Annotated in this window: 15 protein-coding genes; 5 read left to right on the forward strand and 10 right to left on the reverse strand. The window is 74.8% G+C overall.

Annotated features, from left to right (window positions below; genetic code table 11):
• The first annotated feature begins 65 nt into the window (after nt 1-65).
• Together ACZ4U4_RS23355 and ACZ4U4_RS23360 are read left to right on the forward strand one after the other, a co-directional pair.
• Nucleotides 66-1,106, forward strand: a complete 1,041-nt coding sequence (locus tag ACZ4U4_RS23355; RefSeq protein WP_467877944.1) for an ABC transporter ATP-binding protein — start codon at nt 66-68, stop codon at nt 1,104-1,106.
• Nucleotides 1,090-1,788, forward strand: a complete 699-nt coding sequence (locus ACZ4U4_RS23360; RefSeq protein WP_467877584.1) for an ABC transporter ATP-binding protein — start codon at nt 1,090-1,092, stop codon at nt 1,786-1,788. The genes ACZ4U4_RS23355 and ACZ4U4_RS23360 overlap by 17 nt, the downstream gene beginning before the upstream one ends.
• Nucleotides 1,789-1,807: 19 nt before the next feature.
• Here ACZ4U4_RS23360 and ACZ4U4_RS23365 read toward each other — a convergent pair whose 3' ends face one another.
• From ACZ4U4_RS23365 to lysX, 3 genes are all read right to left on the reverse strand, one after another.
• A complete protein-coding gene (locus ACZ4U4_RS23365) occupies nt 1,808-2,512 on the reverse strand; it encodes an alpha/beta fold hydrolase (protein WP_467877587.1) in 705 nt (234 codons plus the stop codon).
• Between the two features lie 150 nt (nt 2,513-2,662).
• Complete coding sequence (locus ACZ4U4_RS23370; protein ID WP_467877589.1) at nt 2,663-3,463, reverse strand: aminotransferase class IV; 801 nt, start codon at nt 3,461-3,463, stop codon at nt 2,663-2,665.
• Nucleotides 3,464-3,567: 104 nt separating this feature from the next.
• On the reverse strand, nt 3,568-6,882 hold the full coding sequence (lysX, locus tag ACZ4U4_RS23375; protein ID WP_467877592.1) for a bifunctional lysylphosphatidylglycerol synthetase/lysine--tRNA ligase LysX: 3,315 nt from the start codon (nt 6,880-6,882) through the stop codon (nt 3,568-3,570).
• Between the two features lie 388 nt (nt 6,883-7,270).
• Between lysX and ACZ4U4_RS23380 the strand changes: the two genes are divergently transcribed.
• Nucleotides 7,271-7,465, forward strand: a complete 195-nt coding sequence (locus ACZ4U4_RS23380; protein ID WP_345087833.1) for a hypothetical protein — start codon at nt 7,271-7,273, stop codon at nt 7,463-7,465.
• Between the two features lie 34 nt (nt 7,466-7,499).
• Here ACZ4U4_RS23380 and ACZ4U4_RS23385 read toward each other — a convergent pair whose 3' ends face one another.
• The 4 genes from ACZ4U4_RS23385 to ACZ4U4_RS23400 all read right to left on the reverse strand — a co-directional run bounded on the left by ACZ4U4_RS23385 (nt 7,500) and on the right by ACZ4U4_RS23400 (nt 12,260).
• Nucleotides 7,500-8,726, reverse strand: coding sequence for a phosphodiester glycosidase family protein (locus ACZ4U4_RS23385; protein ID WP_467877596.1), 1,227 nt, complete (start codon nt 8,724-8,726; stop codon nt 7,500-7,502).
• A gap of 108 nt (nt 8,727-8,834) precedes the next feature.
• Entirely contained in the window at nt 8,835-9,452 is a 618-nt protein-coding gene (locus ACZ4U4_RS23390) for an N-acetylmuramoyl-L-alanine amidase (protein WP_467877599.1), read from the reverse strand.
• Between the two features lie 279 nt (nt 9,453-9,731).
• Complete coding sequence (gene xylB, locus ACZ4U4_RS23395; protein WP_467877601.1) at nt 9,732-11,162, reverse strand: xylulokinase; 1,431 nt, start codon at nt 11,160-11,162, stop codon at nt 9,732-9,734.
• A gap of 132 nt (nt 11,163-11,294) precedes the next feature.
• Nucleotides 11,295-12,260, reverse strand: a complete 966-nt coding sequence (locus tag ACZ4U4_RS23400) for an acetylxylan esterase (protein WP_467877604.1) — start codon at nt 12,258-12,260, stop codon at nt 11,295-11,297.
• Between the two features lie 138 nt (nt 12,261-12,398).
• On the opposite strand from ACZ4U4_RS23400, the gene ACZ4U4_RS23405 reads away from it, so the two are divergent.
• Nucleotides 12,399-13,238, forward strand: coding sequence for a hypothetical protein (locus ACZ4U4_RS23405; protein WP_467877606.1), 840 nt, complete (start codon nt 12,399-12,401; stop codon nt 13,236-13,238).
• Nucleotides 13,239-13,412: 174 nt separating this feature from the next.
• Here ACZ4U4_RS23405 and mmuM read toward each other — a convergent pair whose 3' ends face one another.
• Nucleotides 13,413-14,333, reverse strand: coding sequence for a homocysteine S-methyltransferase (mmuM, locus tag ACZ4U4_RS23410; RefSeq protein ID WP_467877609.1), 921 nt, complete (start codon nt 14,331-14,333; stop codon nt 13,413-13,415).
• 90 nt (nt 14,334-14,423) lie between these two features.
• Nucleotides 14,424-15,356, reverse strand: coding sequence for a LysR family transcriptional regulator (locus ACZ4U4_RS23415; protein WP_467877610.1), 933 nt, complete (start codon nt 15,354-15,356; stop codon nt 14,424-14,426).
• Nucleotides 15,357-15,472: 116 nt separating this feature from the next.
• Between ACZ4U4_RS23415 and ACZ4U4_RS23420 the strand changes: the two genes are divergently transcribed.
• Nucleotides 15,473-16,090: a maleylpyruvate isomerase family mycothiol-dependent enzyme gene (locus ACZ4U4_RS23420; RefSeq protein ID WP_467877612.1), complete on the forward strand. Its 618-nt coding sequence runs from the start codon at nt 15,473-15,475 to the stop codon at nt 16,088-16,090.
• Nucleotides 16,091-16,133: 43 nt separating this feature from the next.
• Here the strand turns inward: ACZ4U4_RS23420 and ACZ4U4_RS23425 are convergent, their stop codons facing one another.
• Entirely contained in the window at nt 16,134-19,094 is a 2,961-nt protein-coding gene (locus ACZ4U4_RS23425) for a glycoside hydrolase family 2 TIM barrel-domain containing protein (RefSeq protein WP_467877615.1), read from the reverse strand.
• Nucleotides 19,095-19,125: the final 31 nt, after the last annotated feature.

Genomic DNA, 19,125 nt, shown 5'->3' on the forward strand with positions numbered 1-19,125 from the left:
CGCCCCGCACCGCCGCACCACCCGCCCCCGTACTCTCGGTGCGCGAGCTGTCGGTCCGCTTCCGGATGCGCGGCGGACACCACGTCCGCGCCGTCTCCGGCGCCTCCTTCGACCTGGCGCCGGGCAGCTGCCTCGCCCTGGTCGGCGAGAGCGGCTGCGGCAAGTCGGTCCTCGCCTCCGCGCTGCTCGGCCTGCTGCCGGGCAACGCCGAGACGTCCGGCGCGGCCCACCTGACCGCCGCCGACGGCGCACCCGCCGTGGAACTGCTCACCGCCGACGAACAACTGCTGGCCCGCACCGTCCGCGGCCGCCGCATCGGCCTCGTCCCGCAGAGCCCCGCCGCCCACCTCACGCCCGTCCGCACCATCCGCGCCCAACTGGAGGAGACGGTGCGGGAGCTGGGTGGGGGACCGGCTGCCTCGGCGGCGGCCGGAGCGGCGAGCGGCGTTCCCGGCGTACGGCGGCCCGGGCGGCGCGCGGCGCGGGAGGCGCTGCGCGCGGCGGCGGAGCAGGCCGCGGCGCGCGCCGCGTTCCCCCTCGACCACCTGGACCGCTACCCGCACCAGCTCTCCGGCGGTCTCGCCCAGCGCGCGGCGAGCGCCCTCGCGCTGGTCGGCGACGCCCGGCTGCTGCTCGCCGACGAACCCACCACCGGCCTGGACCGGGACCTCGTCGACCGCACCGTCGACGCGCTCCGGGCGCACGCCGACGACGGCCGGGCGCTGCTGATGATCACCCACGATCTGGCGGCCGCCGAGCGGATCGCCGACCACGTCGCCGTCATGTACGCGGGACGGATCGTCGAACACGCCGACGCCGCCACCTTCTTCGGCACCCCCGGCCCCCGTCACCCCTACGCCCGCGGGCTGCTGGACGCACTGCCCGGCCGCGCCTTCGCCCCGATCCCCGGACTCCCGCCCGAGCTGGGCGCCCTGCCGGACGGCTGTGCCTTCGCCGCCCGCTGTCCCCGCGCGGACGCCCGGTGCGCCGTCCGCCCGGAACCGTCCGACGGCGTCGCCTGCCACCATCCGCACCCCGGCACACCGTCGGCCGACGCCCCCGAGAAGTCCGAGGAGAAGGGCGACCGCCGTGCTCGAACTGCGTGACATCACCGCCGGATACGAGCGGCGCCGCCCGGTCGTCTCCGGCATCTCCCTGACCGTCGCGCCCGGCGAGTCGGTCGGGCTGCTCGGCCCGAGCGGCTGCGGCAAGTCGACCCTGGCCCGGGTCGCGGCGCTGCTGCACAGGCCGGATGCCGGCACGGTGACCGTGGACGGCGTGGCGGCCCCGGGCTGGCGCCACCGCGCCCCCCGCGCCCTGCGCACCTCCTTCGGTGTCGTCTTCCAGCAGCCCCGGCTCTCCGCCGACCCCCGGCTGCGGCTCGCCGACCTCATCGCCGAACCGCTGCGCGCCACCGGCCGCCGCGCGGCGGCGCCCGCCGCCGTCGCGGAACTGGCCCCCACCGTCGGCCTCACCGCAGATCTCCTCACCCGCCGCCCGCACGAGGTCAGCGACGGGCAGCTGCAACGCGCCTGCCTCGCCCGCGCGCTGGTGCTGGAGCCGCGCTGGCTGATCTGCGACGAGATGACCGCGATGCTGGACGCGTCCACCACCGCGGCGCTGGTCGCCGTCGTCGAGGCGTACCGCACCCGCACCGGCGCCGGTCTCCTCGCCGTCGGCCACGACCACACGCTCCTGGAGCGCTGGTGCGACCGGACGGTGCGCTGGTCCGACCTGGCCGGTACGGACCAGGCCACGGCGCCGGGGGAGGGGCCCGAGGCGGCGTGAGGCCGCCAGGCCCGGTCTGCTACCCCCGGCCCTCCGCCGCGGCGATCAATATGCGGGTCAGCTCCTCCGGTCGGGAGACCATCGGCCAGTGCCCCGTGTCGAGATCGACGCGGCGCCAGGACTCGTGCGTCAGCAGTTCGGCCACCGTGGTGTTCGGCTCCGGGCCGTCGAGCAGGCACTTGACATAGGTGGCGGGCAGGGCGCCGAGCGGGCGCGTCAGCGTCGCGGGCTCCGACAACGAGGCGCCCGGATGCGGCGTGGCCCCCGCCACGAGGCGCGCGATCTGTGCGTCGGAGAGCCCCTGACCGGCGAGGTCCGCGGCGGTCGGCGGCGCCCACCAGCCGCCGTTCGCGGCGAGCTGTGCGGCCAGCCGCTCCGGCCCCTCCCACCAGCCGGAGACGAACGACCCGCCGTCGACCGGCACTTCGGAGTCGACGAAGACCACCCGGGACAGCCGCCCACCGATCCGCTCGGCCGCCTGACCCACCGGTATGCCCGAGTAGCTGTGCCCCACCAGGACCACGTCGTGCAGATCCCGCCGGGTGATCTCGTCGACGATGTCCTGCACATGGGTCTGCTGACCGGCCGGGACGCCCGCCTTCTCCGCGATGCCGCTCAGCGTCAGCGGATGGGCGCGGTGCCCCGCCGCGCCCAGCAGCCGCGCCACATCGCCCCACACCCAGGCCCCGAGCCAGGCCCCCGCCACCATCACGAATTCCGTCATGCAGGCAACGTAACCGAGGGGTCTGACAACGCCCGCCGGCCGAAGGCCCGCACCCGCTCGACGGCGGCACGGGCCGGGGGCCCCGGCACACGCCCGGATCCCGGCCCCCTACGGCCGTCACCGCAGCTCAACGCCGCTGCGCCACAGCCCTCACGGCGCGACCAGCGGCTCCGCCTCGTGCGCGCGGTGCAGCAGCGCCACGAAGTCCGGTGCCTCGGGCAGGACTTCGCCGCCGATGCGGTGGACGGCGACGGCAGGGGCCCGGGAGTTGAGGACCACCGCCCCGCGGGCCCACCCGGCGAGGCCGTCGGCCCGGACCTCGGCGTCGCGCTGGGCCACGCCGAGCTGCGCCAACTGCCGTTTGACGATGCCCTGCATGACGCCTTCCAGCATCCCGGCGACCGGCCACACCACCGCCGTACCGTCCCAGAACGCGAGGTTCCAGATCGTGCCCTCGCTCAGCCGCCCCTCCCGGTCGACGAAGGCGGCGTCGTCGAACCCCTCCGCCACCGCCTGCCGCAGGAAGAACCGCTTCGCGGGCTCCCCGACGTGCTTCACGGCAGGCTGGAACCGCTCGTGCGCCACCGCCGTCAGCGCCAGCGGGCCCGCCGGCGGCGCCCCGGCGGACGCCGTACGGATCAGCACCTCGGGCTCGCCTGCACCGGCCGCGAACGGATCGCCCGGCCCGTGGACCAGCACCCGCAGCGACACATCGGCGGGGCTCACCGCCAGCGCCGCCCGCAGCTGGGAGCGGATCTCGTCGTCCGGAGTGGCCTTCCCGAACAGTTCCAGCGAGGCGTTGCGCAGCCGCGTCAGATGGAGGTCGAGTCCGCGGATCAGGCCGCCGCGTACCTGCATGGCGGTGAAATGGGAGGGGCTGCCGAACGCGACGGCCGCCAGTTCCTCGGCGGTCGCGTCCCGGCCGTTGCAGTGCACCACATGAGTCGTCATGTGCGGCCAACGCCCCACCCGGTGCCGTGGTTCCCTACGGTGCCCGGAAACGCACCGCGCGCCCCTCCCGGAGGAGAGGCGCGCGGCGTACGGAGGCGGACCGCTCAGCGGCGCCGGACCAGCGGGAACGGCAGCGTCTCGCGGATCGACAGACCGGTGAGGAACATGACCAGCCGGTCCACGCCGATGCCCAGACCACCGGTGGGCGGCATCGCGTACTCCAGCGCCTGGAGGAAGTCCTCGTCCAGCTCCATCGCCTCCACGTCACCGCCGGCCGCCAGCAGCGACTGGGCGGTCAGCCGCCGCCGCTGCTCGACCGGGTCGGTCAGCTCGGAGTAGGCGGTGCCCAGCTCCGTGCCGAACGCGACGAGGTCCCAGCGCTCGGCCAGCCGCGGGTCCTTGCGGTGCTGACGGGTCAGCGGCGAGACGTCCGTCGGGAAGTCCTTGTAGAACGTCGGCAGCGTCGTACGCTCCTCCACCAGCCGCTCGTACATCTCCAGGACGATGTCGCCGCGGCCCATCTCCGGCTTCACCGGCACCGACGAGGCACCGCACAGCCGCCGCAGCACCTGTGCGTCGGTGTCCGCGTCGACCTCCTCGCCCAGCGCCTCGGAGATCGCGCCGTAGACGGTCTTGACCGGCCACACCCCGGAGATGTCGTGCTCGACCAGCCGCCCGTTCGCATCCGCCTTACGGGCGGTCGCGGTGCCGAACGCGGCGACCGCGGCGCCCTGGATCAGCTCCCGGGTCAGATCCAGCATCACGTCGTAGTCGGCGAACGCCTGGTACGCCTCCAACATCGTGAACTCGGGGTTGTGCTTGTACGAGATGCCCTCGTTGCGGAAGGTCCGCCCCATCTCGAAGACCTTCTCCATACCGCCCACGCACAGCCGCTTGAGATACAGCTCGGGCGCGATACGCAGGTACAGGTCGAGGTTGTAGGCGTTGATGTGGGTGTGGAACGGGCGGGCGTTGGCGCCGCCGTGGATCTGCTGGAGCATCGGCGTCTCGACCTCCAGGTAACCCCGGTCGATCAGCCCCTGCCGCAGCGCCTGCACCGCCGTGCTGCGGGCCCGTACGGTCTCCCGGGCGTCCGGCGAGACCACCAGGTCGACATAGCGGTGGCGGACCTTCGCCTCCGGGTCGGTCAGACCGCGGCGCTTGTCGGGCAGCGGCCGCAGGCACTTCGCCGTCAGCCGCCAGTCGGTGACGAAGACCGTCAGCTCACCGCGGTCGCTCGCGCCGACCTCGCCCGCCGCCTCGATGTGGTCGCCGAGGTCGATGTCGGAGCCGAAGCGCTCCAGCAGCTCCTTGCCGGTGGTGTCCCGGGTCAGCGCGATCTGGAGGTCACCGGACCAGTCCCGCAGCACGGCGAAGAGCACGCCGCCGTGGTCGCGGGTGAGCAGCACCCGCCCGGCGATCCGCACCGTCTCCCCGGTGTGCGCGCCCGCTTCCAGCCCCGGATGCGCGGTACGCACCTCGCCGAGCGTGTGCGTACGCCGCACCCCGACCGGGTACGGGTCGGTGCCCTCGGCGCGCAGCCGCTCCAGCTTCAGATGGCGGGTGCGCACCTGCTCCGGCAGCGCGGCCAGCTCCCGCTCCCGCTGCTCCTCGGCGGTCGGCACCTCGCTGACCAGGCCCAGCTCCTCCAGCGAGGGCAGTCCGGCGGTGCTCGCCGGGGCCTGCAGCTTCTTCTTGTGGCCCTTGCCCCAGAGCTTGCCGAGGCTCGGTACGGCGACGAAGCCCTCGGCGATGCCGGAGGCGAGGCCGATCCGGGCCAGCGCACCGGTGTCGGCGTAGCAGAGGAAACGCGGGTACCACTCGGGGGCGTACTTCGCGTTGGAGCGGTAGAGCGCCTCCAGCTGCCACCACTTGGAGAAGAAGAGCAGCAGCCGGCGCCAGAACTTCAGCACCGGGCCCGCGCCGATCCGCGCGCCCTCCTCGAAGGCGGAGCGGAACACCGCGAAGTTCAGCGAGATGCGGTGCACCCCGAACTGCCCGGCCTGGGCGCAGAGCTGCGCGACCATGAACTCCATGACGCCGTTGGGCGCGCTGCGGTCGCGCCGCATCACGTCCAGCGAGATGCCGTCGTCGCCCCAGGGGACGAAGGACAGCAGCGCGATCATCCGGCCGTCGCCGTCGAACGCCTCGGCCAGCAGGCAGTCGCCGTCCTCGGGGTCGCCGAGGCGGTCCAGCGCCATGGAGAAGCCGCGCTCGGTCTCGGTGTCGCGCCAGGCGTCGGCGCGGTCGATGACCTCGCGCATCTCGGCGTCGGTGAGCGCCGAATGGCGCCTTATCCGGCAGGTGGCGCCGGTGCGCTGGACGCGGTTGACGGCCTGTCGGGTGACCCGCATGTCGCGGCCGTCCAGCTCGAAGTCCTTGACGTGCAAGATCGCCTCGTCGCCGAGCTGCAGGGCGCCCAGACCGCAGCGGGCGAACGCCTTCGCGCCCTCCTCGCTGGCGCCCATCACGGCGGGCTGCCAGCCGTAGCGCCCGGCGACCTCCAGCCACGCCTCGATGGCCTGGGTCCACGCCTCGCGGTCGCCGACCGGGTCACCGCTGGCCAGGCAGACGCCCGCCTCGACGCGGTAGGTGACGGCAGCCTTGCCGCTGGGGGAGAAGACGACGGCCTTGTCGCGGCGGGTGGCGAAGTAGCCGAGCGAGTCGTCGCCGCCGTAGCGGGCGAGCAGTGCCCGGATACGGGCCTCCTCGTCGCCGTGGAGCGCCGCCTCCAGGCGCTGCGAGCGGAAGAGCGTGGCGGCGGCGTTGAGCAGCGCGAGGGCGCCGAAGAGGCCGAGCAGGAAGACGATCCAGTGCGGCGGGTGGCCCTCGACGAGGCGGCCGCCGACCAGCCCGCCGCAGACGCGGTTGGCCGCCCACAGCAGCCGGTTGCCGGCGCCGTGCTCCAGCGAGCCGGGGAACAGCGTCACCAGGCCCCAGCCGAGCAGCACCGCGGCGACCAGCCCGGCCGCCAGCACGCCCGCGGCGCGGACGAAGGCGCCGCGCCGGGTGATGGCGTAGAACTCGCGGTGCGAGACGACGAGCAGCACGAGGATGGCGGTGCACACCGCCAGCGAGACGGCGAACTCCCAGTACCCGGCGGCGAGGAACAGCGCGTCGGCGAGGGCGACCAGCAGCATGTAGGCGACGACGAACCAGAGCGCCACCCGTTTACGGGCGGCCAGCGCCGCGCCGACCAGGAACAGGAAGACGGCGTACGCGAAGTTCGGCGCCACGGGGATGGTGAGGGTGTCCAGCCAGTAGACCACCGGGTGGAGCCCGCGCCGTAGCGGTCCGAAGAGCGCCGTGACGGCGCAGAAGAGGCCCAGCACACCGAAGGCGATGGCGAAGCCGTTGGGGATGCGGCGCCGGAAGCGCAGCCACCCCGTGAGTTGATCCTGGTCCTGCACGGTGCTCATTCCGTCACATTAAGCATGGAAAGGGGATATTCGGCTGATACGGGAGCGCACGGTCGCCGTGCACGGCAGGCCGCCTGCCCCACGGGGCGCCGTGGGATGTGCGGGGTGCGCGGTCGGATCATGGTGGTGCTTCCGTCGGCCGGGGGCGTGCGCCGACGCGGATGGCGCCGGGCATATCCGTCGCTAAGACGGCCGGTGCGGAGGCTCCGTTGCCCGCGGGGAAAGTGATCCGTGACACACGATCGCCGGGAATTTCGGGGGCGCGAGCGGTGTGACCCGCAGTGATCACCCGGATGGGGTGCCGTAGTGCGGGTGGGGTTTTGCCTGAAATGCGCCAAACTTGCCACTCCTAGCCGTCCGATCGGGCGGCCGTCGCGGAGGTGCACCCATGGCTCTGACGATCTCGGTCGTCCTGTTGCTGCTCATTCTGACAGCGATCTTCCTGCGCAGTGGCAAGCTCAAGCTCTCGCACGCCATCGTCTGTGCGCTGCTCGGCTTCTACCTGGCGAGCAGCAACATCGCCCCGGACCTGCGGCACAGCCTCTCCGGCGCCGCCGACGTGATCAGCAGCGTCCGCCCGTAACCGGCTCCGGGCCGCACACCGCCGGGCGCGGGCGTCATCCGCCCGTGAACACCCCGAGCGCGTTCGGCACCGGGCGCTCCGCGCCGCCCGACGGATGGTTGCGCACCACGACCTGCCCGCCGTGCGGTGCGCGGGTCACCAGCGTCGAGGAGCCGCCGCCGTCCAGATCCACACCGTCGCGCGCACCGAGCCCGCGCAGGACGGTGGCCAGCTCGGCGAGGGTGAGCCCCGGCTCGCCCGGGGTGCCGTCCAGGGCCAGCAGATACAGCGTGCGGCCGCCGTCCCCGATCCCGGCGCCGGTCCGCACCGCCGGGACGGCGGGATCGGTGCCCGGTACGGTCCGCCCGTCCCGCAGCACCGCGAATCCGCCGACCGCGCACCGCAGCGGCACTCCGCTCCGGCCGGTCAGCCGGTGGCCGATGCGCACCGGATCGCCCGGCCGCAGCGCCGCCAGCCGCCGCGCGCCCTCCTCGCGGCCCAGCAGCACCTCGGCGCCGGGCGGTACCTGGGCGCCGGGCCGGTCGGCGACCGCGGCGACCCGGCCGTGGGCCACGGTCACCTCCCGTACGCGTGTGGTGCACGGCGCCGCCCGGTCCGTGTCGGTGCCGCAGACGGCGCGCGCCCGTGCGGCCGGGCCCCAGCGGGAGGTGTACGCGCCGATGCCGTCCACCGGGAGCGCGTACTGGTTGAGCCCGGTGAGCGGCAGCGTGCCGTGGCCGGTCACCGCGGCGCCGCGCAGGGTGAGCCGGTCCAGCCGCGCCCGCCGGTCGTCGCCGATGCCGAGGACGTCCTCGGGGCTCGCGCCGGGGGGCGGTGCGGGGCCGAAGCGCTGACCGGCGGGGACCGCGGCCTTCAGCCCGTGTCCGGCGGCGACGGCCGGGCCGGACGGGGCGCCGGTCGCCGGGATGCCGGGGTGCTGGCTTTCGAGGAGGTGGAAGAAGTCGCCGTTGACCGCGGCGGTCGCACCGCGCGCCGCGGCCAGCACGGAGACCGGCGCCCGCGCGCCGACCGCCCCGGGGTACAGCAGGTCCACCGTGACGCGCGGCGCCCGCAGATCGACCGTCACCAGGTGGCCGTGGGCGGTGCCGCGCACCACGGCCACCTGGAACGTCGTATAGGTGACGCCGGGCGCCTGCCGGTGGCCGGGCGCGGTGGTCAAGGTGGCGGCGGCGCTCGCCGGAGGGCTGCCGGCCGTGATCGGCAGACTCCAGACGGCCAGCGCCGCCAGTGCCGTGTGTACCGCACCCCATCGACGTCGCACGGTCCCTCCCGAGGTCACACCGATCCTCGCGGTGCCCGGCGTCGTCGCCGTGGCGCGTGGATGTCGGCGCGGCGGACATCTCGGGAACGCCGCCCGGGTGGCGGAGCGTCAGGCGCGGCCCTTGACCAGATCCATGTAGCGCGACCAGTCCCAGTACTGGCCCGGGTCGGTGTGGTCGGTGCCGGGGACCTCGACGTGGCCGATGATGTGCTTGCGGTCCTTGGGGATGTCGTACCGGTCGCAGATGGCCGCGGTCAGGGCGGCGGACTGCTGGTAGAGGGCGTCGGTGAACCACTTCGGGTCGTCGACCCAGCCCTCGTGCTCGATGCCGATGCTGCGGGTGTTGTAGTCCCAGTTGCCCGCGTGCCAGGCGACGTTCTTCTCGCTGACGCACTGGGCGAGATAGCCGTCGGAGGAGCGGACGACGTAGTGGGCGGCCGCCTTGTGGTTCGGGTCCTGGAAGAGCTTGAGGGTGTCGGCGAACGTCTCCTGCGTCACATGGATGACGACCATCTCGACCGGATACTCCGTCGGACGGTTGGCCTCCGTGAAGTTGGCGGGGTCGGCGGCGGCCCAGTGCACGGGCGGATAGGCGGCTGCCCGGGGGCGCGCGGTGCGGGGGCGGGCGGCGGCGCTGCCGGCCGGGACCAGCGCGGCGGCCGCGGCGAGCGCGGCGGCGCCGGTGAGCAGGCGGCGGCGGGGCAGGGAGGTGCGGTCGGACTCCATGCGTACTCCTGACGAGGCCGAGGGGGGACGCGTACATGACACGTGTGGCCGGTGTGTTCATGATGCGCAGCCGTCCCCCGGATGCCAAGGGCCTCCGGATGGTGCCAATGGGCGAACCAAAGGCGGAACTCGCAGGTCGCACAGGCGAGTTGGGTGTGACACGCCGTCACCCGGATGCCGTAGTGATCCCTGGGGCGGCCGGGCGCGTCGCGCGGCCCGGCCCGGGAAGCGGCGGCGAGGCGTCCGGACCGGCCCCGGGGAGCGGCCCGGACGCGTCCCTCACCGCCGCAGCAGCGCGTCCCCGTCGGCCAGGGTGGCCGTCAGCCGCTCCCATGCGGCGGTGTCCCGCTCACGCGGCGGGTACGCGGTGCCGCGGGCGGTGCCCCAGCGCTGCGCCACCGCCGCCGGGTCCTCGCCCAGCAGCAACCCCGCGGCCTGTGCGGCGGCGCCCAGGGCGACCAGTTCGCGGGCCTCGGGCACCTCCACGGGGCGCCCCGACAGCCGCCGCACCGTCTCCCGCCAGGCCCGGCCCCGCGCCCCGCCGCCGATCAGCAGTAGCGGTGCATCGGCCGCCGACTCGGCGTCCAGCACCTGGTCCACCGCCTTCAGCAGCGCGAACACCGCACCGTCGTAGGCCGCCTGCAGCACCTGACCGGGCGTCGTGTCGTGCCGCAGCCCGTGCAGCAGCCCCGAAGCCCCCGGCAGATTCGGGGTGCGCTCCCCGTCGAGGAACGGCAGCAGCACCGCCTCGCCGCCCGCCTCGACCGCCTCCCGGTCACGGCCCAGCAGCGCGGCGATCCGGTCGACGGCCAGCGTGCAGTTGAGGGTGCAGGCCAGCGGCAGCCAGTCGCCGCGGGCGTCCGCGAAACCGGCGACCGTCCCGGACGGATCGGCCGGCCGCCGCCGCGAGACCGCGTAGACCGTGCCGGACGTCCCCAGACTCAGCACCGGCCGGCCGGGCCGCAGCCCGAGCCCCAGCGCCGCCGCCATGTTGTCGCCGGTGCCCGCCGCCACCAGCGCCCCGCGCGGCAGCGGCAGCTCATCGGTCCGTACGGTGCCCACCACCTCCCCGGGTCGGGCGACGCGCGGCAGCGCGGCCGGGTCCAGCCCGATGTGGTCGAGGATCCCGGTGTCGTACGCCTCGGTGGCCGAGGCCCACCAACCGGTGCCGGACGCGTCGCCCCGATCGGTGACCGCCTCCCCGGACAGCAGCTCGGTGAGGTGGTCGTGCGGCAGCCGGACCGCGGCGGTGGCGGCGGCCGCAGCCGGTTCGTGCTCGCGCAGCCACGCCCACTTGGCGACCGTGAACGCCGCGCCCGGCACGCTGCCGACCCGCTCGGCCCACGCGGCGGCCCCGCCCAGCTCCGCCACCAGCCGCTCCGCCTGCGGCGCGGACCGTACGTCGTTCCACAGCAGCGCGGGCCGCACCGGCGCACCCGCCGCGTCCAGCGTCACCAACCCGTGCTGCTGCCCGGTCACCGACACCGCGCCCGCCTGCCGCGCCGCGTCCCCGCACTGCCCCAGCGCCTCGGCGAGCGACGCCCACCAGCGGCCCGGATCGCTCTCCTTGCCCGCCTCGCCGCCGACGGCGTGCGGGGCCCGGCCGCGGGCGACGACCGTGCCGGACGCCGCGTCCACCACCAGCACCTTGGTGGACTGCGTCGAACTGTCCACACCGACGACGAGCGGTCCCGCTGCCTGTGCGCCCATCACGCTCTCTCCCTCCGCCCGGCCGCGGACCGGGCCGTTCGGCCACCGCATGCCCGGGGGAACTCCCCGCGCGTGCCGCATGCTAATGGGGGAGAGGCGCCCCGGACCCGAGGCCCGAGGCGCCCCGGCGGCTCAGCCGAACAGCTCGCGGACGAACCGCAGCTGCTCCGCCCGCTGATGCCCGCCGCCGCTCTCGTGCCCGTTGAACCGCCACACCTGCTGCTCCTTGGGGCCCGCGTAGTGGTGGTACGCGGCGAAGCCGGTGGACGGCGGGGTGTCCGTGTCGCGCAGCGCGGTGCCGAAGTGGGCAGGCGCCTGCGCGCGGACCGCGAAGTTCAGCCCGTCGACGTGGTCGAGGGTGGCCAGCGCCCGGTCGATGTGCAGCCGCTCGCCCGCGAAGTAACGGGCCAGTTCGCCGTAGGGCCCCGCCTCGGTGATCTCCAGCGCCCGCCGGATGTCCGTCAGGAACGGGACGTCGATCAGCGCCCCGGCGACCTCCGGCACCAGGCCCGCCACCGCCAGCGCGCATGCACCGCCCTGACTGCGCCCGGCTACCACGATCCGCGCCGGATCCACCACCGGAAGGGCGCCCGCCGCCTCCACCGCGCGGACCGCGTCCGTGTACAGCCGCCGGTAGTAGTACGCGTCCGGGTCGAGCAGACCCTGCGTCACCTTCCCCGGCACCCCGGGGTGGGCCGCGCCGACCGGGTCCGGGGTGGCGCCCGGCCGGTTGGGGCCGCTCTGCCCGCGCGCGTCCATCACCGGCGTCGCCAGCCCGGCGCACGGCCACAGCAGCCAGTCGTGGAGGTACCCACGCCCACCGCCGTAGCCGAGGTACTGCACCACGCACGGCAGCGGCCCGGCGGCGCCGCGCGGGGCGAGGAACCAGCCGCGGATGCGGTGCCCGCCGAACCCGGCGAACTCCACGTCATAGGTGTCCAGGAGGGCCAGCCCGGCGTCGGCTGCGGTGAACCGTGCGTCGAGGTCGTGGGCGCGGGCCTCCGTCAGGGTCCGCTGCCAGAAGGCGTCGAAGCCCGGTGGCTCGGGGACCGGCGGGCGGTAGCGGCGCAGTTCGTCCAGGGGCAGGTCGATGAACACGTCAAACCTCCGGGCCGTAGGGTGGAGCGGGTGGCTGCGCATCGACCCGTGCCCAATCGCCGGATATTTCAGCCGCCGTTCGTCCCAGCTCTGTCACCGAGTTTCCCAAGACCCCGCAAAGAAGCGATTATCTCTGCCATGAGCTTTCCTCCGCCTCCGCCGCCCCCGCCGAACCAGCCCCCGAACGACGGTCAGGGCGGCTTCGGTCCGCCGCCCGGCGGCTACGGTGCGGGCGGTCCGGTGCAGGGCGGGTACGGGCAGGGCGGGTTCCCGCCGCCGGGAGGGCAGCCGGCCGGCCCGCCGCCCGGCGGCTACGGTCCGGCCGGTCCCGGCTTCGGGCCGGCGGGTCCGGGCGGCCCCGGCGCTCCCGGGGGCTGGCAGCCGCCGCCCCCGCCGCCGTCCGGCGGTGGCAACGGCAAGATCATCGCGGCGATCATCGGCGGCGGTGTACTGGTGCTCGCCGTCGTCTTCGGCATCATCGCGATGAGCGGCGACGGCGACGACGACAGGAAGAACCGCGCCACGCCGTCCCGCAACACCGACGCCTCGCCGAGCGCCACACCGGACGACGGGCCCACCACCGCCGCGGACTTCCCGTCCGACCCCGCGAGCGCCTCGCCGTCGGAGAGCACCATCCCGTTCTTCAAGCTGGAGGTCGGCGACTGCTACGACCTCCCGGCGGACGGCAGCGGCAACAACGACGCGGCGTCCTGCGACGAGGCCCACGACGCCGAGGTCGTGAGCATCCACCAACTGCGCTCCGGCTTCACATCCAGCTCCGACATCAAGGACGAGGCCGCGAAGATCTGCAAGAGCGACCTGGAGAGCAAGGCCGCCCGCCAGCCCTCCGGTACCGCCGAGGGGACCTACGTGCAGTTCCCCAACCTCAAGGGCTACAACCTCGGCATCAAGAGCGTCAGCTGCAGCCTGATGGGCAACCGCTCCGGCACGAAGAAGCTGCACGCCCCGCTCTCCTGAGCGTGACGGGTGCGCCGTCCGGCCCGGGCCGGACGGCACACCCGGGGCTCGGGCGCAGGCCGAGGCCCCGCTGCTCCGGAGCCGTGGGGCGCCGCAGGGAAGCTTTCCGCGGCGGGCGCCCCGCTGGCCATGGGTACGCCCGGCCCGGAGGCCCGCCCGGGAACACCGTGCCCCTCACCCCCGCAACTGCGCCGCCAGCGCCCTGATCTGCTCCGGACCCACCCGGCAGCAGCCACCGATCAGCCGGGCCCCGGCCGCCGCCCAGCCGGTCACCTGCTCCGCACGGAACTCCGGCGCACCGCACCACGTGCGGGCCCCGGCGTCCCAGCTCTCCCCGCTGTTGGGATAGACCACCACCGGCTTACCGGTCACCCGGGCCGCCACCTCGACGGCGCGGTCCGCGTCCGCGGGCGCACAGCAGTTGACGCCCACCGCGACGATCTCCTCCACATCCGCCGCCACCGCGAACGCCTCCTCCAGCGGCTGCCCCGCCCGGGTGCACGCCCCCGCCACGCTGTACGAGAGCCACGCCGGGGTGTCCAGCCCGCGCACCGCCCGCACCAGAGCCCGCGCCTCGTCGGCGTCCGGCACCGTCTCCAGGGCCAGCACGTCCGGATGGGCCGCCGCCAGGACCTCCAGCCGGGGCCGGTGGAAACGCGTCAGCTCGGCCACGGTCAGGCCGTAGCGTCCCCGGTACTCCGAACCGTCCGCCAGCATCGCGCCGTACGGCCCGGCGGACGCGGCCACGTACAGCGGCCCGGCGACGCCGCCCGCCCGGGCCCGCCCCGCCGCCTCCCGGGCCAGCGCCACGGAACGGCCGAGCAGCGCCCCGGCCTCGGCGGCGCCGACCCCGCGCCGGGCGAACCCCTCGAACGTCGCCTGATAGCTGGCGGTGATGGCGACCTGCGCCCCCGCCGCGTAGTACGCACGGTGTGCCTCGATCACCGCCTCCGGGTCCTCGGCGAGCAGCCGCGCCGACCAGAGCGCGTCGCCGAGATCATGCCCCGCGGCCTCCAACTGGTTGGACAGCCCGCCGTCGAGGACCACCGGCCCCGCGGCGAGGGCATCGGCGAACGGCACAGACGTGCGGACCATCGGGAACCTCTCCAGGAGAACTGCGCAGAGGGACGGGAGCCATCGACCCCGTCCGTCCGGATCGTAACGCCGCCCGGTGACAACGGGCCGTCACCCGGAGCCCGGCGGATCCGGTGCGACCCTGGTCAGCGCGGTGTGCAGCCGCTCCAGCAGGCTCCGGACGGCCGGTCCCGGGGAGCCGTCCGACCGCCAGGCCAACGCGACCCGGCCACGCAGCGGCGGCCCGGTCAACTCACGCGTCCACAGCCCGGCCTCCGCCGCGACCGCCGCCGGCAGTGCGGGCACCACGGCCACCCCCAGGCCCCGCGCGGCCAGCTGGGTGACCAGCCCCGGGGACGCCGCCTCGAAGGCGATGTCCGGCCGGAACCCGGCACGGGTACAGGCGCGTTCGAGCACCGCACGCAGGCCGGTGCCGCGCGGCAGCCCGATCAGCCGCCGACCCTCCAGCGCGGCGAGCGGCAGCGCCCCGCCGACGGTGTGCCCGAAGACCGGATCACCGGGCGCGGCGGCCGCCACCAGCGGCTCGTCCACCACGAGCCGGAACGCCACCCCGGGCGGCGGCGCCTCGTCGGCCAACCCGACCGCGGCGATGTCCAGTTCGCCGCGGCGCAGCGCACCGAGCATCCGCTCCGAGGTGTCCTCGGTCAGCGCGATCTCCACGCCCGGATGCCGCTCGTGGAAACCGGCCAGCACGGAGACCACGTCGAAGGAGTGCCCGACGGCACCGGAGATCAGCCCCAGACGGACCCGGCCGCGCAGCAGCCCGGCGAACTCGTCGGCGGTCTGCCGTACGCCGTCGACGGCCGCCAACGCGGCCCGCGCGTAGGGGAGTACCGCCTCACCGGTCTCCGTCAGCGTCACCCGCCGCCCCGAACGGTCCAGCAGCGAATGCCCCAACTCCCGCTCCAACTGCCGGATCTGCGCGCTCACCCCGGGCTGGGCGACGTGCAGCCGGGCGGCGGCGCGGGTGAAATTGGCCTCCTCCGCCACGGCCACCAGATACCGCAGCTGCCGAAGCTCCATAACCACGGATTCTAGTGATCACCACAACTCGTTCTTGGACGTGGGCGACCGGCCCGGACACCCTGGAGACACGGTGCACGGCTCCGCGCACCCCACGAACGCACGGGAGAACGACGATGGACATCAGAGCCCTGATCGCGGCGGAACGCCGGGAGTTGGCGGACGTCTGGGACGGCCTGCCGGACGCCTCCTGGGACGCGCCGACGCTGTGCGCGGGATGGCGGGTCCGGGAGGTCGTCGCCCATATGTCGCTCGGCTTCCGCCATCCGCTCGCCCGGATCGCGCGGGAGCTGCTGGCGGCCCGCGGGAGTCTGCACCGGATGACCGACCGGTGCGCCCGCCGCGACGCCGCCGCCCTCACCCCGCGGGAGCTGGCCGAGGCGCTCCGCACCCATGCGCACCACCCCTGGAAGCCGCCGGTCGGCGGGTACGCGGGCGCCCTGGGCCACGATGTGGTCCACGGCCTGGACATCACCGTCGCGCTGGGCCTGGACCGCCGCGTGCCCGAGGACCGGCTGACCGTCCTCCTGGAGAACGTCACGCCCCGGACCGTACGGTTCTTCGGCGCCGCGCTGGACGGTGTCGCGCTCCGGGCCGACGACCGGGACTGGAGCTACGGCACCGGCGCCCCGCTCACCGGCTCCGCCCAGGACCTGCTGCTCGTCGCCTACGGCCGCAGGCTCCCACCGGGCCGCCTCCGGGGCGAGCCGAGCGAGCGCTTCGCCCTGAGCTGAGAACCCCTCGGCGAGACGGTCCGGCCCCCGCGTCACGGCCGCCTCACCGCACCGCGGAGAACGTGAACGCGAACCGGGCGGGCCCGGGCACCAGCCGATACCGGGGGAGCACACCGGGACCGCAGGAACGGCTGCCGAGGCCGTGCTGCGCATGGTCGAGGTGGAGCCAGACCCGCTCACCGGGCGTCAGATCCGTGGTGTGCCGGGCGGCGTCCAACTCCTCGGTGGTCCAGCGCCGGGCCGTGAGGAAGAACTCCGGTACGCCGTCGATCCGCAGACCGGTGCCGTCGGCCCGGGTCAGCTCCGCCCACCGCACATGGGGCCGGGCACCGTTCTCCTGCGGGCGGACGTACGGCGTCTGCAGCGCGTCGACGGACGACTCCCAGCGCCCCAACCGGGCGGCCGCCCGGCTGTCGGGGTAGCCCTCGCCGGGCCCGCCGCCCCACCACCGCACCTGGCCCAGGCTCCCCGCCACCGCCATCCGCAGCCCCAGCCGAGGCAGCGGAACGTGCCATTCCCCCTCGGGTTCGACGGACACCTCCAGCCGCAGCAGCTCCGCCGCGGCCGTCCAGCGGTGGACCACGCGCAGCGCCGCATCCGTCCCGGCGGCCGCGACCCGGGTGCGTACCGTCAGCGCCTCCGGTGAGAGGGCGACGTCGTCCGTACGGTGGTGCATCCGGTGCAGACCGGCCCGGCGCCAGGCGGCGGCGGGCCCCGGATCCGGGGCGCCGGGCGCCGCCTCGTCGTTGTCGGTCGGCGCCCGCCACACATCGAGCCGCGGACCGCGCACCGCCTCACCCGCCACCGCGGTGAGCAGGCCCGTCGCCGGGTCGAAGAGACCGGGGCCCAGAGTGAGGTCCGCCCCCGGCCGGCGCGGCGGCACCAATGGCCGGGTGGGCGGGCCGGAACGGCCGCCGGGCGCCGGTGCGGGCAGTTGGCCCCAGGCGATCTCGTGCCCGGCCGGTGCCCATGCCGTCGCCTCCGCCAGCACCGCCCGGACCGTCCACCATGCCTCCGGCAGGGACCCGTCGGCGCGCGTCCCACCAGGGGAGGAAGGCACCGGCGGCAGCTCGACCTCGGCCGTCGCGCCCGCCGCGGTGTCCGGGACGGGCAGCGTGCCCGAGGCGTGTGCCACGCCGTCCACCTCGTACGCCCAGTGGAACGCCAGCCCCGAAAGGTCCGCGAAGTCATGGAGGTTGCGGATCACGACCGTCCGCGGCGGGCCGTCGGCGGCGCCGCCCGCCGTGATCCGTACCGGCTCGACGACCTTCTTCAGCTCCGTCAGCCCCGGGGACGGCGTACGGTCCGGGAAGACCAGCCCGTCGCAGACGAAGTTGGCGTCGTGCAGCTCCTCGCCGAAATCGCCGCCGTAGGCGTGGAACTCCGCACCCTGCGGGGTGGTGCGGTGCAGCCCGTGGTCGAGCCACTCCCAGACGAAGCCGCCCTGGCAGCGCGGATAGGTCTCGAACAGCCGCTGGTACTCGCTCAGCCCACCGGGGCCGTTGCCCATCGCATGGCCGTACTCGCACAGGAGGAACGGCAGGTCACGCCGCCGCGCGGCCAGGGCGGCATCGGCCGGCGGCTCCTCCGTACGCCGTCCGATCCGCTCCACCTCGGCGTGGTCGGCGTACATGCGTGCGTACACATCGGTGTCGGCGCAGCTCGGGTCGCCCTCGTAGTGCAGTGGCCGGGACGGATCGCGCCGTCGCATCCAGGCGGCCATCGCGGACAGCCCCTGCCCGGTGCCGCATTCGTTGCCCAGCGACCACATGATCACGCTGGGGTGGTTCTTGTCCCGCTCGACCGTGCGGCGGGCCCGGTCGAGCAGCGCGGGCTCCCAGCGCGGGTCGTCGACCGGGTTGTTCCGCCAGCCCAGCGCCCGGAAGCCGTGGGTCTCCAGATCGCACTCCTCGACGACCCACATGCCCAGCTCGTCACAGAGATCGAGGAACGCCGGATGCGGCGGATAGTGGCTGGTGCGCACCGCGTTGAGGTTGTGCCGCTTCATCATCAGCAGGTCACCCCGCATCGTCCCGCGGTCCAGGGCGCGGCCCCGGTGCGGGTCGAACTCGTGGCGGTTGACGCCGCGCAGCAGGATCCGGACGCCGTTGACCTGCAGCAGCCCGTCCGCCACCCGGACGGTACGGAAGCCGATCCGCAGCGGAATCCGCTCGCCCGGGGTGACCAGCTCGCCGTCGTACAGCACCGGCTCCTCCGCCGTCCACGGGCGGACGGCGACGGTCGCGCTCTCGTCCGTCGCCAGATCCAGGCCGAGCGAGGGCACCGTCACCCGGCCCGGCGGATCGCAGCTGACGCGGAGTGTGCCGAGGCCGGTGGTGTGGTCGTACCCGGCGTGCACGAAGTGGTCGGCGACCGCCCCCTCGGGACGGCTGTGCAGCTCCACCTCGCGGAAGATGCCGGGGAGCCACCACTGGTCCTGGTCCTCCAGATAGCTGCCCGACGACCACTGGTGCACCCGGACGGCCAGGACATTGCCGCGGGGGCGCAGCAGCGGGCCCACCGCGAACTCGTGCGCCAACCGGCTGCCCTTGAAGTGGCCCAGCTCCGTGCCGTTGAGCCACACCCGGGCGCAGGACTCCACCCCGCCGAAGTGCAGCACCGCCGGGCCGTCCGGCCAGTCCGGGGGCAGATCGAAGCGGTGGCGGTGATCGCCGGTCGGGTTCTCGTCGGGCACCCGCGGCGGATCGACCGGGAACGGGTACGCGGTGTTGGTGTACGCGGGCGCGCCGTGCCCCTGGAGCACCCAGTGGCCCGGAACCTCCAGCTCCGTCCACCCGGCGTCGTCGAAATCCGGGTCGGCGAACGCGGTGTCCCGTCCGGCGGCCGTGGGCGACAGCCGGAACCGCCAGCGGCCGTTCAACGACAGCCGTACGGCGTCCGATCCGGCGTACCAGGGCCGGGGCGGCAGCGCACCGCTCCCCGGCGACCGGTCCTCGTGATACGGCACGGTGGTCCGGCCGGGCGCCGGCGGGGCATCGGTCATGGCTCCTCCTCGCTGCGGGGCACCGGCCCGG

It is taken from the genome of Streptomyces sp. NPDC029159, from assembly GCF_055564055.1.